We start from the raw sequence: 16110 nt of genomic DNA on the forward strand, positions 1-16110 counted from the left end.
TCAGTCCACCAGTTTGCGAATGTGGGGCAGCAGGTCGGTGGCCAGCAGTCCCCGCTGGCCGCCTTCGGCGGCAGCGCGATCCCCGGCCTCACCATGCAACCAGACGGCGAGGCGCGCTGCAGCGGGCAGCGCCATACCCTGGCCGATCAGCGCGGCGACAAGCCCCGTCAGCAGATCACCCATCCCGCCGGAAGCCATACCTGGATTGCCGCCGTTGATCAGATCCACGCCATCGGCGTGGGCAATCAGGGTTCCCGCCCCTTTAAGTATCACTACGCCGCTGAATTTCTGCTGAATTGCCCTGGCGGCCGCAACCGGATCGCGCTTTACCTCGTCGGTGGATACGCCGAGCAATCGCGCCGCTTCTCCCACGTGCGGGGTCAGTACCCAGTCATCCCGGCGGATCCCGGCAAGCACACGGCCTTCGGCAAGGATGTTCAGGGCATCAGCATCCACGACCAGCGGCGCGCTGGCGCGGCCGGCCCGTGCCAGCATCTGCTCACCCCAGGGCGCGCGGCCCAGGCCGGGCCCCACGGCAATCACACTCGGTTTCTCCAGCAATGGTTCCAGCTCCTGGCCGGAAACCACCGGCTTCGCCATCACTTCCGGACAGCGGGTTAACACGGCGGCCACGTGCTCCGGGCGGGTCGCGAGCGAAATCAGGCCGGCCCCGGCGCGGGCAGCGGCCTCGGAGGCCATCAGTGGCGCACCGCCGAATCCATGGTCACCACCTACGACCATGACGTGGCCAAAATGGTTCTTGTAACTGTCCGCCGCCCGCAGCGGCAACCGCTCCAGGCTGTCGCCGGTGTAGCGGCGCAGCAGGTGCGGTACGCCGTCATAGACCGGGGATGCCGCACCGAGATCATCAAACACGACCTCGCCGGCCACAGCCGGGCCGCGGCCGAGATACAGACCCGCCTTGCGGCCGATAAAGGTGATCGTGACATCCGCCGCAACCGCGCCGGTTTCAGCAGCGGCACCGGTATCAGCGGACAGGCCGGATGGCAGATCCACCGCCAGCACCGGCGCCTGCGCGCGGTTGATATGGGCTATGGCAGACTGCACCGGCTCCCGTACAGCGCCACTGAACCCGGTGCCCAACAGCGCATCGACGAGAACGACACCCTCGTTGATCGCGGGCATTTCCGCCAGGGCAGTTACCAGTTTCGCGCCTTCGCGCTCGGCATACCCGTAGGCTTCCAGCGCTTCGCCGTGCAGCTTCTCCATCGGCACACCGACAAACACGGTCACCGGAAGCTTGTTTTGCGCAGCCAGCCCCGCGATCACGTAGCCGTCGCCTCCGTTATTGCCGCCGCCGCAATACACCTGAATTTCACGCAGTTCCGGCCAGCGCTGACGCAGGCACTCGAAGGCCGCACGACCGGCGCGCTTCATCAGCGCCAGCGCCGGGATCTGCTGCTGGTCAATCACGCGTTGATCCAGCAGGCGCACCGCCTCGGCGCTGTACAGGTATTCCGGTACCTGGGCGTCATTAATGGGGGCGATGGCGGTGGTCGGTTTCTGGCTATCCATAAATCGGTACTGCTCCCTCTGGTCAGTTCCAGCTGTGGTCAATTTTTAAACTGTGGCAAAATAGCGGCAATTATACCGCTTCAACCCCGATGCCTCCTGCATGATTTCCAACTCCACCCATTCCCAGAATGCCAACTGCACCGATTCCGCGATGTCAGAACTCGTGGCGCTCATTCGTATATGGGCGCGGGAACTGGGTTTTCAGCAGGTGGGGATTACCGACTGCCAACTGGAGCAGCACGGCCAGCGGCTCCAGCAGTGGCTCGACGCCGGCTATAACGGCGACATGGAGTGGATGGGCGCCCACGGTGATAAACGCTGGCGTCCCGAGCTGCTGGAGGAAGGCACCCTGCGGGTGATCAGCGTACGCCTGGACTACCTGCCGCCCGATACCCAGCCGGTCAAAATCCTCAAAGACCCGGAAAAGGCCTATGTGTCGCGCTACGCCAACGGTCGCGATTACCACAAGCTGATCCGCAAGCGCCTGGCCCAACTGGCGCAGCAGATCGACCAGTACTGTGAAGCCCGCGGTATCGCGTCCAGTGGCCGCGCATTTACCGACAGCGCCCCAGTCATGGAGCGCGCGCTGGCCGAGAAGGCCGGGCTCGGCTGGATTGGCAAAAACTGCATGGTGATCAACAGCAGCGCAGGTAGCTGGTTCTTTCTCGGCGAGGTGTATACCAACCTGCCGCTGCCGGTGGATACCAGTGAGGAGCCGAATCAGTGCGGCGAGTGTACGGCCTGCCTGAAAGTGTGCCCCACGGATGCCTTCGTCGCGCCTTATACCCTGGATGCGCGTCGCTGCATTTCCTACCTCACGATCGAGAACAAGGGCCCGATTCCGCTGGAGTTTCGCGAGCCGATGGGCAACCGGGTGTTCGGCTGTGACGATTGCCAGGTGATCTGCCCCTGGAACAAGTTTGCCAGGCCCACAGATGAAAAGGATTTCCACCCGAGACACGGCCTCGACAGCGGCGAGCTGGTGACACTTTTCCAGTGGTCGGAAGACGAATTCCTGAAGAAAACCGAGGGTTCTGCGATCCGGCGTATCGGCTTTGAGCGCTGGCAGAGAAACCTGGCGGTGGCTTTGGGCAATGGTGAGCCGAATTCGGAAGTGATCGAGGTTTTGGAAAGAACTCTGGAAGCTTCAACGCCGCTGGTCGCGGAGCACATCGCGTGGGCCATTGAGCGGCTGCGCAGCGGACGGCGGCGCAAGCGGAAGATCAAACGGACCTCAAGGTAAATCCGGCCTCAGCGGCAAGGGTGCTTCGAAGCAAGAGCTATGTTGCCATTTTGTGATCTTGCGGAGTACTGCAGCCCAAAGTGCAGGCCGGGTATCGGGTTCGGGGTTTCAGGAGCGTCGCAAACAGGATGTTTGCGCCGCAGCGCCCAGGGATGGGTTTACAGCGGTCCTGGAACCCCGCACCCGATACCCGGCCGCCACAAATCCAGCGTCCAATCCACAAGATCAGAAAGCACTTAACTCATACGAAAAAAGTGCTCGCGATAGTGCTTCAGCTCGTTAATCGAGTCATGGATATCATCCAGCGCCAAATGGCTGCTGGTTTTCTTCACACCTTCCAGCACATCCGGTCGCCAGCGTCGCGCCAGTTCCTTCACCGAACTGACATCCAGGTTGCGGTAGTGGAAATACTGCTCCAGCAGCGGCATGTACTTCACCAGAAAACGGCGATCCTGGCCGATGGAATTGCCGCACATGGGCGAAGCGCCCTCCGGCACCCACAGACTCAGGAACTCAATGGTCTCCCGCTCCGCCTCGCGCTCACTGATATGGGACTCCCTGACCCGCGCGACCAGCCCCGAGCCACCGTGCTGCTCCGTGTTCCAGTCATCCATCGCATTCAGCAGCGCATCGCTCTGGTGAATCGCCATCACCGGCCCCTCAGCCAGAACGTTCAGGCGGGAATCGGTCACGACAGTGGCGATCTCGATAATGCGCTCTTTCTCGGGATCGAGGCCGGTCATTTCCAGATCGATCCAGATCAGATTATTCTGATCCACAGTATTCTCCTGATTTGCCCCACTCTAATCGCGGGAGCAGGCATTGCGGGTAAATTTGAAGGCTAAGGGGAAGTTACCGCAATCCCCTAGCGATGCAAGTTATAATCCGCCGCTTTCCGCCAGTCGAATCCCCATGAGCAAACGTAAACTGAACCGCCGCCAGCAGTGGCGCATCGCCAAAATCCAGCAGGAGCGGGAAGCCCGTGCGCGCAAGCGGGAGGAAAACCTCGAGCAGGCGGATGAAGAAGGGGACCTCGGAACCGAGCAGACCGGCCTGGTCATCGCCAACTACGGCACCCAGGTGCTGGTCGAAAGCGAGTCCGACGGGGAGCTGCGACAGCGTTGCCATGTGCGCGCCAATATCGACACCCTGGTCACCGGCGACAAAGTCGCCTGGCGCCCCGCAGTTGGGGGATCCACCGGTGGACTCGGTGTCGTCGGTGCTCGCCTGCCGCGGCATTCAGAGCTGCAGCGCCCGGATCGCTACGGCGACATGAAAACCGTTGCCGCCAATATCGACCGCATCCTGATCGTGATCGCCCCCTACCCCGAGCCCTTTGCCAACGCCATCGACCGCTACCTGGTCGCCGCGGAAACTACCGGCATCCAGCCTCTGCTGCTGCTCAATAAGATCGACCTCATCGACGACGGCAATCGCGCTGCCCTCGAGGACCTGCTGCGCCCCTACCCGGAGCTCGGCTACCAGGTACTGAAATTGTCCACCAAAACCGGCGAAGGGCTCGACAACCTGCTTGCCACCCTCGCCCTGGGCACCAGCGTATTCGTAGGCCAGTCCGGCGTCGGCAAATCGTCCCTGATCAATGGCCTGCTGCCGTCCGCCGCCGCGCGTACCGGCGCACTGTCTGAAGCGACCGGCAAAGGCACCCACACCACAACCGCCGCGGAACTGTTCCACCTGCCCAGCGGCGGCGATCTGATAGACTCCCCCGGCATCCGTGAATTCGGCATCTGGCATATGAGCGAACAGGAGCTGCTGGAGGGATTTGTGGAGTTTCGCCCGTTTATCGGCCACTGCCGCTTCCGCGACTGCCGCCACCAGAGCGAGCCCGGCTGCGCCATCCTGGAAGCCCTGGAGCGTGGCGATATCAGCGAACGGCGCATGGACAGCTACCTGCACCTGCGCAACAGTCTCGAAAACGAATAAGCCGGGAACATCGGCAACTGTAGGAACCCAATACTGTGACTGAAGCACTTCCCCTGATTCTGGAACCCGAACAACTGGTGCCATTGCTTGAGCATGAAGAAATCAGAATCGTCGACCTGAGCAGTGCGCAAAACTATTTTGCCGGCCACATCCCCGGCGCCATTGGCCTGCCGTTCCAGGCCCTGATGGCAGGCACCCCGCCGGCGCCTGGCAAACTGCCATCGCTGGAACGCCTGACCGAAGTGTTTCGTGCCATCGGCCTCACCCCGGAAACCCACATCGTCGCCTGTGACGATGAAGGCGGCGGCTGGGCCGGGCGCCTGCTGTGGACCCTCGAAGTCATTGGCCACCGCAAATACAGCTACCTGAACGGCGGCATGCAGGCCTGGAAAGGTGCCGGATTGCCATTGTCCACCGACGAAGCCAGTGTCACTCCCAGTGAGATCGAAATCGCAATCGCCGCTGACGCGCCGATGATCGACGCCGAGGAAATCCAGCAACGCCTGCAGCAGGGCGACCTGCAGATCTGGGATGCCCGCACCCCGGCCGAACACAGCGGCGAGCGCGTGCTCGCCATGAAGGGCGGCCATATCCCCGGCGCCATCAATTGTGAATGGACGCAACTGATGGATCCACAGCGGGATCTGCGCATTCGCACTGACGCCCGGGAACTGCTCGCTGGGCTCGGAATCAATGGTACAAAAGAAATCGCCACCCACTGCCAGAGTCATCACCGATCGGCATTTACCTGGCTGGTCGGCAAATCCTTGGGATTCCCGATCAAGGCCTACCCGGGCTCCTGGAGCGAGTGGGGGAATTTGCCGGATACACCAGTGGAGAACTGAGTCACTGCCACCGATCACTGGATTCCCGCATTCGCGGGAATGACGAAGAGAAGAATTGGTGTCTTGCACCACCTGACCGCCACAGAAATCCAACCAACGGGACCACAAAATTTCAATGCATCCAAATCTGTTTATTTTCCTGCAGTACATCACTCCCCAGCACCTGCTGTCCCGCGCGGCCGGCTGGCTCGCGGAAACCCGGATCGGCGGAATCAAAAACCCCTTCACCCGCTGGTTTGTGGATAAATACGATGTCGACATGAGTGAAGCCGCCGAGCCGGACTGCACCGCCTATAGCTGCTTCAACGACTTCTTCACCCGCGCCCTCAAGGACGGCGCCCGTCCCATCGTCGAAGGCGAGAACACCATTGCCGGCTGTGCCGATGGCGCCATCAGCCAACTGGGTGAGATCCACAACGGCCGTATCTTCCAGGCCAAGGGCCAGGACTACAGCCTGCTCGAACTGGTCGGAGGGGATCCCGAAGTTGCCGCACAGTTTACCGGTGGCAACTTCGCCACCATCTACCTCTCACCGAAAGACTACCATCGCGTGCACATGCCCGTGGACGGCACCCTGCAGCGCATGATCTACGTGCCCGGCGACCTGTTTTCCGTAAACACCACCACTGCGGAAAACGTACCCCGCCTGTTCGCCCGCAACGAGCGCCTCGTCTGCATCTTCGACACCCCCGCAGGCCCCATGGCCATGATCCTCGTCGGCGCCATGATCGTCGCGGCGATCGAAACGGTCTGGGCAGGTCAGGTTGCCCCCATCAAGCGCCAGATTCGCACCACCCGCTACGACGAACAAAAGCCCATCGAACTGAAAAAAGGCGAAGAGATGGGCCGCTTCAAGCTGGGCTCGACCGTCGTGCTGCTGTTTGGCGCCGACAAAGTGAAATGGCTGGAAAGCCTTGCGGCGGAAACGCCGGTGAAAATGGGCGAACACTTCGGAGATATGGTTTAACCCCCACACCCACCTGCTGCTGCGCTCTCGTTACTATTTGGGGCCATGCGGGATCAAAAAGCGAAGGGCGCCGCCAGGCACCCTTCACCCCCACCCTAACCTCGCATCCCAACGCCACACCAATCACACCCGCGAACGGGACGAAGCCGCACCATGGCCCCGCTCACGGAATGGCAGCGCGTCACGATTAGAGATTATCGAAAAGGCGTTAGAACCCTGCGCTGCCGGGCATACAAGCCCGGCAACCTGCGTCTCAGGGGGGAGATAAATCTGGCAGGATTAGCGGTTGGGTAGCAGTCGGGAAAGAATACCCGGCAGCATGCCCCGCACGTTATTTTCAAACAGGTACTGGTCGCGGATCGCCGCCACATCAACCTGCGGGTAATGGCCGGGATCCAGATCCCGGGCCACAGTAACCAGCCCTACTTCCTGCAGCGTCTTCTTGCCGCGGGCCACCAGCTTCTGCTTCTGGTCATCATCCGCCGCCATATCGAACAGGCGCGGCTTTGGCAACGGCTGCTTGTTCTTGTCCAGTACCACCATGACCTTGGGCTTGAGCCTGCGCTTGTAGCTCTGCTCTACCACGACCGCCACTTCACCGGTGGACAATTCAACCTGGGTGCCCGTGGGGTAAAGGCCGATGGACTGGATAAACTCCACCACCAGCTGCTCCTGGAACGCGCAGTTGCGCAAGTCATACAGCTTGGCCACGGCTTTAGACGGCGGAACCGGATATTCCGCACCGCGCGGGTTGGTCGCTTCATCGTAAAAAGTGACGATGCCGCACATGCGCGCCAGCACCGGAATCTGCCCACCGCGCAGGCCTCTCGGGTAACCACTGCCGTCATACTGCTCGCGATGGCAGTGCACAATGTTGATTACCGCCTGCTCGATATTCGGATCCGCGGACAGCAGACGCACACTGTTATCGACGAAACGGCGGTATTCCAGCTCTTCACGCGGCGTCCGAACCTTAGCCTGTAAGACCTCGTCTGCGATATACAGCTTGCCGACATCTTTCAGCAGCGTCGCCATCCCCAACTGCACCAGCTCCTGGCGGCGCAGACCGATATGACGGCCAAACACTACTGCCCAGACACTCGCCCGGATGGAATGGCTATAGGTGTGTTCATCTTTTTCCCGCACCCGCGCCAACCACGAAAAGGCATCCGGGCTGCGCAAAACGCTATCAACCAGTTGGGTAACCACCTGATTGACTGCCCCGGTGGGCAACGGGCCATCACTGCGCAACTGCACCATGACCTGATGCATACCCTCAATGATACGACCGTGCAGCTCGCGGGCTTTGCCGGCTTCCTTTTGCGCCGGCTCGGGGGCCGCGTAGGCATCCCTGGAAATCAGAACCGGCTTGCAATTAATGGCCACCGGCACCCGGCGAGGCTGGCGGCTAGCGGGAGCATTGGCTTCCTGCTGGCTCACTGCGCGGGTAATTTTGCGCAGACGCACGCCTACATCGCCGACGGATTTGACCACATCGACATAGACATAGCGGCAGTACTTCTGCAGCTGGCGGATTTCTTCCAGGTCGCGGATATAGAAGCCCTGAAGGGCGAAGGGAGTTCGCGTCCACGGGCGATCCAGGCGCGACACAAACATGCCGCGCTGAAGGTCTTCAACGAATACTTTCGCTTGTTCGATCGCCACTGATCCTGTGCCGTGTAACCCTGGGGAATCTTGTTCTTGTATTTTCTGGCAACTTGCTCTGAAGGCAAAGTTTGCGCCAAGTTAAAACCCCGTTTCGGCGAGACCAAAACGGGGCAAACTGTCACGCAAGTCTACTCCGCAGTAGACACTTTGTTTGTGACGCAAATCACAAAAAATGCTTGTGATACAACGCAATCGTACCAATAACAGTAAATCTGCTGTCAGCTCAGGCTGCCCACAAGATTATCTGGCGGACTCAGGACTGATGGTAAGCCCCTGACAGCTCCACCACAGCTTCGATCATTGCGCCGGCATGTGCCGGATCAACCTGGGGCGTGATGCCGTGGCCAAGGTTGAAGATGTGGCCGCTGCCATTGCCAAATGCCGCCAATATGGACGCCACCTCATCGCGAATACGCTGGGGACTGGCAAGCAGAATGGCCGGGTCGAGGTTGCCCTGCAGCGCCACCCGGTCACCAACACGGGCGCGCGCCGCGGCAATATCGGTCGTCCAGTCAAGGCCCAGCGCGTTGGCACCGGTATCAGCCATTGCCTCCAGCCACTGGCCGCCGCCCTTGGTGAACAGGATCGCCGGTACCCGTCGACCCTCGTGTTCCTTGATCAATCCCTGCAGGATACGGGCCATGTACTGCAGTGAGAACTCGCGGTAGGCGCTGTGACTCAGGGCTCCACCCCAGGTGTCAAAGATCTGCACCGCCTGGGCACCCGCCCGAATCTGGGCGTTGAGGTAATCAATTACCGAATCCGCCAATACCGTCAGCAGCTGGTGCATGTCTTCCGGGCGGTTATAGAGCATTTCCTTGGCGCGGGCGAAATCCCGGCTGGAACCGCCTTCAATCATGTAGGTAGCCAGGGTCCAGGGGCTGCCGGAGAAGCCAATCAGCGGCACGCGGCCGTTGAGCTCGCTGCGGATGGCGGCAACGGCGTTGGTCACGTAATCGAGATCCCGGGCCGTATTCACTACTTCCAGCGCGGCGATATCGGCACTGGTACGCACCGGCTTCTTGAACTTCGGGCCCTCGCCCTCGGAGAAATACAAACCGAGCCCCATCGCGTCGGGGATGGTCAGAATGTCGGAAAACAGGATCGCCGCATCCAGCGGATAGCGCTCGAGCGGTTGCATGGTCACTTCACAGGCCAGTTCCGTATTGCGACACAGGTCCATAAAGGTTCCGGCCTGTGCGCGGGTCGCGCGATATTCCGGCAGGTAACGACCGGCCTGGCGCATCATCCACACAGGGGTGCGATCGACGGGCTGGCGCAGCAGGGCGCGAAGGAAACGGTCGTTCTTCAATTCGGGGAGCTTGGATTCAGACATGACTACCACAGGCTGGTTAAAATCGCGGCTATTGTAGCCGGGTGACGCGACGGAAAACAGGATTCGACAATAAACCCTCGGGATTCCCGGATCGCAGCCGATTGACCACCTGGCCAAGCGGGGATATTGTCGGGTCGCATATGATAACAACAATTGAAAACCCCTACCGCAGCACATATCCACTGAGACCGGTACTCTCGGAGCAGCCACATTGATCGGCGAGACAGAAGAACTGGCCCAATGGCACAGCGCGCTCGGCACACTGGTGACGGCACTGGGTAGCGACAACTTTTATAAAACGCTGCTGGAAACCATCCATACCCGGGTGCCGGTGGACTACCCGCAGATCTGGCTATATCACCGGGAGCAGCGGCCCACCGCCCTCTACCATGACCTCCCGGCAGGCGACGAACTTAACCAGATCGATCTCTATATCGCCGGCTCCTATCAACAGGATCCCTTTTATCTCACTGCGTTCGAACAGGGCGAACCCGGGGTTTACCACCTGACCGAAATTGCCGCCCACCGGTTCGAACAAAGTGATTACTACAAGAGCTACTACGCGCTGCTCAATGCCACCGACGAGATCGTATTTATTGCGGACATACCGCCGGGCAGTTCGCTGCAGGTGTGCCTGATGCGCGGCGCAACTTCCGGCCGCTTTAGCGAGCGGGAATTGCAGTTCCTGCGCTCGGCAGAGCCCGTGGTCACCGCCCTGCTCAGGCAACACGTCAAATTACGCCCTCCACAACCCGCAGCTCCGGTGGTGGGAAGCAATGTGGAGCGGGCTTTCAGCCTGTTCGGGCAATCCATGCTCACCGGGCGTGAGCGCAATGTCCTCGGCCTTATCCTTCAGGGATACAGCAGCCGGGTGGCGGCCGAACGCCTGGGGATTACCGTGGAGACCCTGCGCCGCCACCGCAAGAATATCTATCGCAAGCTGGACATCGGTTCCCAGAACGAACTGTTTTCCCTGTTTCTGAGCTCACTGCAGTGCCTGGATCACGCCGCCGACATCGATCCACTTCTCACCTATATGAACCTGCAGCTGGCAAATTCCTGACACATACCCCAGTTGGGGTATACCCCCTTTCCCCACTGCTCCCTAGTATGTCAGCAGTGCCACGCACGATAACGACAACAGGCACCATCCAGCGGTGAAAATTAAAATAATTACCCGGGAACTCGACAATGAGAAATGTACCCCTGCGCCATCGTGCGCTCGCGGCTGCCATCGCCGGCCTGGCTTCGGTAGCCGCCAATGCCCAGCAGATTGAAGAAGTCACTGTAACCGCCCAGCAGAGAGAGCAGACGCTGCAGGAAGTGCCGATTGCCGTGTCCGCCTTCAGTGACAATTTTATGGAGCAGGCGAATGTCGACGACGTTCGCGGTCTGGTCGCCCTGTCCCCCGGATTCAACGGGGCCACGGAAGACAGTTTCTCCGACGCCATGGCCATGCGCGGTATCAGCACCAACGATTTCGGCGTTGGCGGCGATCCTTCAGTTGCGGTTTTTATGGACGGCGTCTGGCAGGGCCGCAACGGCGGCGTACAGACCAGTTTCTTTGACGTACAGCGCGCCGAGGTGGTCAAGGGTCCGCAGGGCACCCTGTTCGGCCGCAACGCCATTGCCGGCGCAGTCAGCGTATTTACCAACAAGCCCACAGAAGAGTTCGAAGGCAAGATCCAGTTGGGCGCGGCCCAGTTCAACAAGCGCGAAGCCACCGGCACCATCAACCTGCCACTGACCGACAACCTGTACTTCCGCGGCAGCGTGTACGGCCTCAGCGACGACGGCTGGCTGGAAAACCTGCAGGGTGGCGAGGACTACGGCTTCCACGAACGCAGTGCCGCCCGTGCCGCCCTGCGCTATGAAGGCGAGCGCACTGACGCCACCCTCACGCTCAACTACGAAGATCGCGAGCAGAACAGCTCGATTTACTGGGACCCGGAAGCCGGCCTGCCCAAGAACAAGGTCAACAGCGACCTGCGCGGCCGCGATGCCATCGATGAAGGCGAAATTTTTTCGGCCACCGCCAACGTGACCGTCAACCTGTCTGACGAATACACCCTGACCTCGATCACCGGCTACAAGACCTTCAACTTCTACTACCTGGAGGACTATGACGCGAGTCCCGAGCTGGTCAACAACTACCTGCAGGACTCCAAGGTCGATTACCTGAGCCAGGAAGTGCGCGTCAACTTTGACGACGGCGGCGACCTCGTGTGGTTCGCGGGTGCCAGCCTGTACCGCGAAGACATCGACAACGTCGCCTCTGCGCTGTACGACGAAGATGCCCTTTGCCGGGCCATCAGCCGCACCGATGCCGAAGACTTTGACGGCGAAGTGAGCGGCTGCGCGGATCCCGGTTTCTGGATGGACTACTGGGAAGCGGATGCCGCCCCCACTGCTGACGAGCTGGCACTCAACAAGCGCGAAGACACCTTCAACGAGGTCACCGCCTCCGGGTGGGCCGTGTTTGCCGACGCCACTTGGTCAGCCACCAGCCAGCTCGACCTGATGCTCGGCGCGCGCTACACCGTAGACCGCAAAGAGATGGAAATGCTGATCCCGGATTCCGGCGGCTGGCTGGGCAACAATTTCAACTATGAGTTCGCGGTACCCGAATGGATCTCGGCCGATGACGAGTGGAGCGCATTCACCCCCCGCGTTGCCGCAAACTATGTCCTGAGTGATGAAATCAGCCTCTACGCCAACGCCGCCCGCGGCTACAAGACTGGCGGTTTCGCCACCTTCGGCGTGGATCTCGTGGGCGTCGACGATGACGGCATAGCCTTGCCGGGATCCACCCCCATGCAGTTCGACCCGGAGACGGTGCAGAGCTTCGAGGCGGGTATCAAAAGCAAGCTGCTGAACAATTCCCTGCAGGCCAACCTGGCCATTTACCAGTACACCTACGAAGACCTCCAGTTCGTCTACTTCGACAATGGCAGCCAGTTGGTGGAGAACCTGGGTGAGGCCGGCGGCCGCGGGGCAGAATTCGACCTGCGCTACCTGCCCAGCGAGCGCCTGGACTTCTTCTTCACCCTGTCTTACATGGATACCGAAATCACCGACGACAGCGATATCCGCGGCAAGGCCTGTGATGAGTCCGGATGTAAGGGCAAGGCGCTGCCATTTTCTCCGGAGTTGAGCACTGCATTTATCGCTACCTATCGCCATCCGCTGAGCTCGGGAGAGCTGCTGTTCAGCTACGAACACATTGCCCAGTCCAAGCAGTACAGCGATATCGACAATATCGAGCTGGTGGCGCAGAAGGCCTGGCAGGAGAGCAACCTGCGCCTGGGCTACCAGGCCAACGCCGACTGGAACCTCACCCTGTGGGTGGAGAACCTGTTTGAAGAGCAGTACTTCGAACGCGGCTGGGCCAATGCCGATGTGAACAACCAGTGGGGCTATGGCCTGGTTAACACGCAGGTGTGGCCGAGCAAACCGCGCATAGCCGGCGTGGATTTCACCATGCAGTTCTGATCCGGGCGCGCGATCTCCGGGGCCGCAACACGCCCCGGATGCGCTCCCACCACAAGCCAGGCAGCAGCCCTGCCTGGCCTGTCACCGCGCAGGTTCGTCACCGCGCACTCTTCATCCGTAGCGGGCCGGTATCCCGCGGCCCCGCAACCCGAGGTTTTCCATGGATACCTACGGACTCCTGAGCTTATTGCCCACCCTGGTGGTGGTGGTTACTGCGATCCTGACCCATCGCCCGGTGGCTGCGCTCGCCACTGGCGTCGTCGCGGCACTGCTGATGCTCGATCCCACCAATATCATGACACCTCTGGCAGACACGGCACTGTCGGTCATGATGGACGAGACCATTGGCTGGATCATTCTGGTGTGCGGCCTGTTCGGCAGCCTGATCGCGCTGCTGATCCGAACCGGGGGCGCCAGCGCCTTTGCCGATATCCTGGCTGCCGGGGCCAATACCCGTGCCCGCGCACTGCTCAGCACCTGGTTACTGGGCCTGGTTATCTTTATCGATGACTATCTCAACGCGCTGGCCGTCAGCGCCTCAATGAAAAAACTTACGGATCGGTTCCGTATTTCTCGCCAGATGCTCGCCTATGTGGCGGACTCCACCGCGGCACCCGCCTGCTTTCTCGTGCCAATCTCGACCTGGGCGGTCTATTTCTCCGGGATACTGGAATCCTCGGATATCGCCAGTGAGGGAAGCGGTATGGGCCTGTATATCAGCGCCATCCCGTTCATGCTCTATTCCTGGCTCGCACTGTTAATCGTGCCCCTGGTGGCCACGGGCCATATTCCGCTGATCGGCCCCATGAAGAAGGCAGAGTCGCAGGCTGCGCACGGGGAACCTGCCGCGAGGGAAGATGACCTGGAACTGGTGCCCGCCTCACTGGGCGCCGCTGCCGTAAGGCGCAAGCGTCACGCCTGGAACTTTGCCATCCCGATCCTGAGCCTGCTGATTTTCAGCTGGCTGTACGATATCGATGTGCTGAAAGGTGTGATCGCCGCACTCGCCATCACCATCCCCCTGCTGGGGCTGCAGAAATTGATTTCGTGGGGCGATATTTTCGACACCGTCCTGGAAGGGTTCAAAACCATGATTGCGCCGCTCGCCATCGTGGTCGCTGCCTTCATGTTCAAGGCGGTCAACGACAGCCTGGGCATGCCGCAGTATGTGATCGAGTCGGTGAAGCCATTGATGACCGCGCAGTGGTTGCCACTGGTGGCCTTCCTCTCGATGTCACTGATCTCTTTTGCCACCGGGTCATCGTGGGGTGTCTTTGCCATCACGATTCCGATCATTATCCCGCTGGCCGAGGCCGTTGGCTGTCCGCTGCCACTGGCGATCGGCGCCCTGTTGTCCGCCAGCGCGTTCGGCAGCCACGCCAGCTTCTACGGCGACGCTACGGTATTGGCTGCCCAGGGCAGCGGCTGCTCGCCAATGAGCCATGCACTGACCCAGCTGCCTTATGCGCTGATTGCAGCGGCGGTTTCCAGCGCCGGCTTTATCGCTCTCGGCTACCTACTGACCTGATCACTCACAGGCAGGAGGCGACAGAACGGCAAGACCAGTGCAGGGAAAACGGCGGGAGGAAGAAAAAACACAACGAAAAAAGGGGCGATAACGCCCCTTTTTTACACGGTCAGATTCACAAGATCAGACAGAGAGGTAATCGAGGATGCCCTCGGCTGCCTGCCGCCCTTCCCAGATGGCCGTTACCACCAGGTCGGAACCGCGCACCATGTCGCCACCGGCGAAGACTTTCTCATTCGAGGTCTGGAATTTGTATTCCTGCTGCTCCGGTGCAACAACCCCACCCCAGTCAGCCACTGCGATATTGTGGTCGCCAAACCACTCCGCAGGGCTGGGGCGGAAGCCGAAGGCAACCAGCACCACATCCGCCGGAATGATTTCTTCCGATCCCGGAATCACCTCGGGGCGACGGCGGCCGTTTTCGTCCGGCTCACCCAGCTGGGTGGTCACAACCTTTACACCTTCCACCTTGCCATCACCGACGATTTCCACCGGCTGGCGGTTGAACAGGAAGCGCACGCCCTCTTCCTTGGCATTCGCCACCTCGCGACGGGAACCCGGCATGTTTTCCTCATCGCGACGATAGGCACAGGTCACACGCTTGGCGCCCTGGCGGATTGAAGTGCGGTTACAGTCCATGGCCGTGTCACCACCACCGAGTACCACAACGCGCTTGCCCTCAACGGAAATGAAATCTTCCGGCTGCTTTTCCCAGCCCATGTTGCGATTCACATTGGCCACCAGGAACGGCAGCGCGTCGTGCACGCCAGGCAGGTCTTCCCCGGGGAAACCGCCCTTCATGTAGTTGTAGGTACCCATCCCCAGGAAAACCGCATCATAGTCGGCCATCAGCTGGTCAAAGGTGATGTCCTTGCCAATCTCGGTTTCCAGGCAGAATTCCACCCCCATCTCGGTAAAAATCGCGCGACGCTGCTGCATCACGGACTTTTCCAGCTTGAATTCCGGGATACCAAATGTCAGCAGGCCACCGATCTCTGGATGCTTGTCGAACACCACCGGCTGCACGCCGTTGCGCACGAGTACGTCCGCGCAGGCCAGGCCCGCGGGACCGGCACCGACGATGGCGACGCGCTTGTCGGTTTTCTTGACCGCACTCAGATCCGGGCGCCAGCCCAGCGCAAAGGCGGTGTCGGTGATGTACTTTTCCGCGTTGCCGATGGTCACCGCACCGAAACCGTCGTTCAGGGTACAGGCCCCTTCACACAGGCGATCCTGCGGGCACACACGGCCACACACCTCCGGCAGGGAGTTGGTCTGGTGGCTCAGCTCCGCCGCTTCCACGATGTTGCCTTCGCTGATCAGGCGCAGCCAGTTGGGAATGTAGTTGTGTACCGGGCACTTCCACTCACAGTAAGGGTTGCCGCAGTCGAGGCAGCGGTGCGCCTGGCTGGCTACCTGCCGCTCGGTGAACGGCTGGTAGATTTCCACAAACTGGTTGGTGCGGGTAATGATGTCTTTCTTGGCGGGATCTACCCGGCTTACGTCGACAAACTGAAAATCGTTACTGAGACGCTGAGACATAAGTAAATC

The 16110-nt window shown here is 60.5% G+C and carries 12 protein-coding genes; 7 read left to right on the forward strand and 5 right to left on the reverse strand.

Annotated features, from left to right (window positions below; translation table 11 throughout):
- On the reverse strand, positions 1–1536 hold the full coding sequence (locus ACNKU7_RS15950) for an NAD(P)H-hydrate dehydratase (RefSeq protein WP_418297994.1): 1536 nt from the start codon (positions 1534–1536) through the stop codon (positions 1–3).
- 151 nt (positions 1537–1687) lie between these two features.
- On the opposite strand from ACNKU7_RS15950, the gene queG reads away from it, so the two are divergent.
- The gene (gene queG / locus ACNKU7_RS15955) at positions 1688–2779 is read left to right on the forward strand and encodes a tRNA epoxyqueuosine(34) reductase QueG (RefSeq protein ID WP_418297995.1); all 1092 of its coding nucleotides are present in this window, start codon (positions 1688–1690) and stop codon (positions 2777–2779) included.
- A gap of 236 nt (positions 2780–3015) precedes the next feature.
- On the opposite strand, the gene orn is transcribed toward queG, so the two are convergent.
- A complete protein-coding gene (orn, locus tag ACNKU7_RS15960; protein ID WP_418297996.1) occupies positions 3016–3558 on the reverse strand; it encodes an oligoribonuclease in 543 nt (180 codons plus the stop codon).
- A 133-nt stretch (positions 3559–3691) separates the two neighbouring features.
- Between orn and rsgA the strand changes: the two genes are divergently transcribed.
- The 3 genes from rsgA to asd all read left to right on the forward strand — a co-directional run bounded on the left by rsgA (position 3692) and on the right by asd (position 6535).
- Positions 3692–4723, forward strand: a complete 1032-nt coding sequence (rsgA, locus tag ACNKU7_RS15965) for a small ribosomal subunit biogenesis GTPase RsgA (protein ID WP_418297997.1) — start codon at positions 3692–3694, stop codon at positions 4721–4723.
- A gap of 35 nt (positions 4724–4758) precedes the next feature.
- Positions 4759–5568, forward strand: a complete 810-nt coding sequence (locus ACNKU7_RS15970; RefSeq protein WP_418297998.1) for a sulfurtransferase — start codon at positions 4759–4761, stop codon at positions 5566–5568.
- A gap of 115 nt (positions 5569–5683) precedes the next feature.
- On the forward strand, positions 5684–6535 hold the full coding sequence (gene asd / locus ACNKU7_RS15975; protein WP_418297999.1) for an archaetidylserine decarboxylase: 852 nt from the start codon (positions 5684–5686) through the stop codon (positions 6533–6535).
- A 279-nt stretch (positions 6536–6814) separates the two neighbouring features.
- Here asd and ACNKU7_RS15980 read toward each other — a convergent pair whose 3' ends face one another.
- Together ACNKU7_RS15980 and hemE are read right to left on the reverse strand one after the other, a co-directional pair.
- Complete coding sequence (locus ACNKU7_RS15980) at positions 6815–8200, reverse strand: HD-GYP domain-containing protein (RefSeq protein WP_418298000.1); 1386 nt, start codon at positions 8198–8200, stop codon at positions 6815–6817.
- Between the two features lie 256 nt (positions 8201–8456).
- Entirely contained in the window at positions 8457–9539 is a 1083-nt protein-coding gene (hemE, locus tag ACNKU7_RS15985; RefSeq protein ID WP_418298001.1) for a uroporphyrinogen decarboxylase, read from the reverse strand.
- A 211-nt stretch (positions 9540–9750) separates the two neighbouring features.
- Between hemE and ACNKU7_RS15990 the strand changes: the two genes are divergently transcribed.
- The 3 genes from ACNKU7_RS15990 to ACNKU7_RS16000 all read left to right on the forward strand — a co-directional run bounded on the left by ACNKU7_RS15990 (position 9751) and on the right by ACNKU7_RS16000 (position 14559).
- Positions 9751–10602, forward strand: coding sequence for a response regulator transcription factor (locus ACNKU7_RS15990; protein WP_418298002.1), 852 nt, complete (start codon positions 9751–9753; stop codon positions 10600–10602).
- A 128-nt stretch (positions 10603–10730) separates the two neighbouring features.
- Positions 10731–13031 (forward strand): TonB-dependent receptor, encoded by a 2301-nt coding sequence (locus ACNKU7_RS15995; protein WP_418298003.1) that lies wholly within the window; start codon positions 10731–10733, stop codon positions 13029–13031.
- A 160-nt stretch (positions 13032–13191) separates the two neighbouring features.
- A complete protein-coding gene (locus ACNKU7_RS16000; RefSeq protein WP_418298004.1) occupies positions 13192–14559 on the forward strand; it encodes a Na+/H+ antiporter NhaC family protein in 1368 nt (455 codons plus the stop codon).
- A 123-nt stretch (positions 14560–14682) separates the two neighbouring features.
- Here the strand turns inward: ACNKU7_RS16000 and ACNKU7_RS16005 are convergent, their stop codons facing one another.
- Complete coding sequence (locus tag ACNKU7_RS16005) at positions 14683–16101, reverse strand: FAD-dependent oxidoreductase (RefSeq protein WP_418298005.1); 1419 nt, start codon at positions 16099–16101, stop codon at positions 14683–14685.
- Positions 16102–16110 lie beyond the last annotated feature (9 nt).

Origin of the sequence: Microbulbifer weihaiensis (assembly GCF_048323715.1) — a bacterium.
In the GTDB taxonomy this organism is placed as follows: Bacteria; Pseudomonadota; Gammaproteobacteria; order Pseudomonadales; family Cellvibrionaceae; genus Microbulbifer.

Coding starts and splice junctions, on each gene's coding strand:
- ACNKU7_RS15950 (WP_418297994.1), bottom strand. CDS start 1,536: ATGGATAGCCAGAAACCGACCACCGCCATCGCCCCCATTAATGACGCC.
- queG (WP_418297995.1), top strand. CDS start 1,688: ATGTCAGAACTCGTGGCGCTCATTCGTATATGGGCGCGGGAACTGGGT.
- rsgA (WP_418297997.1), top strand. CDS start 3,692: ATGAGCAAACGTAAACTGAACCGCCGCCAGCAGTGGCGCATCGCCAAA.
- asd (WP_418297999.1), top strand. CDS start 5,684: ATGCATCCAAATCTGTTTATTTTCCTGCAGTACATCACTCCCCAGCAC.
- hemE (WP_418298001.1), bottom strand. CDS start 9,539: ATGTCTGAATCCAAGCTCCCCGAATTGAAGAACGACCGTTTCCTTCGC.
- ACNKU7_RS15995 (WP_418298003.1), top strand. CDS start 10,731: ATGAGAAATGTACCCCTGCGCCATCGTGCGCTCGCGGCTGCCATCGCC.
- ACNKU7_RS16000 (WP_418298004.1), top strand. CDS start 13,192: ATGGATACCTACGGACTCCTGAGCTTATTGCCCACCCTGGTGGTGGTG.
- ACNKU7_RS16005 (WP_418298005.1), bottom strand. CDS start 16,101: ATGTCTCAGCGTCTCAGTAACGATTTTCAGTTTGTCGACGTAAGCCGG.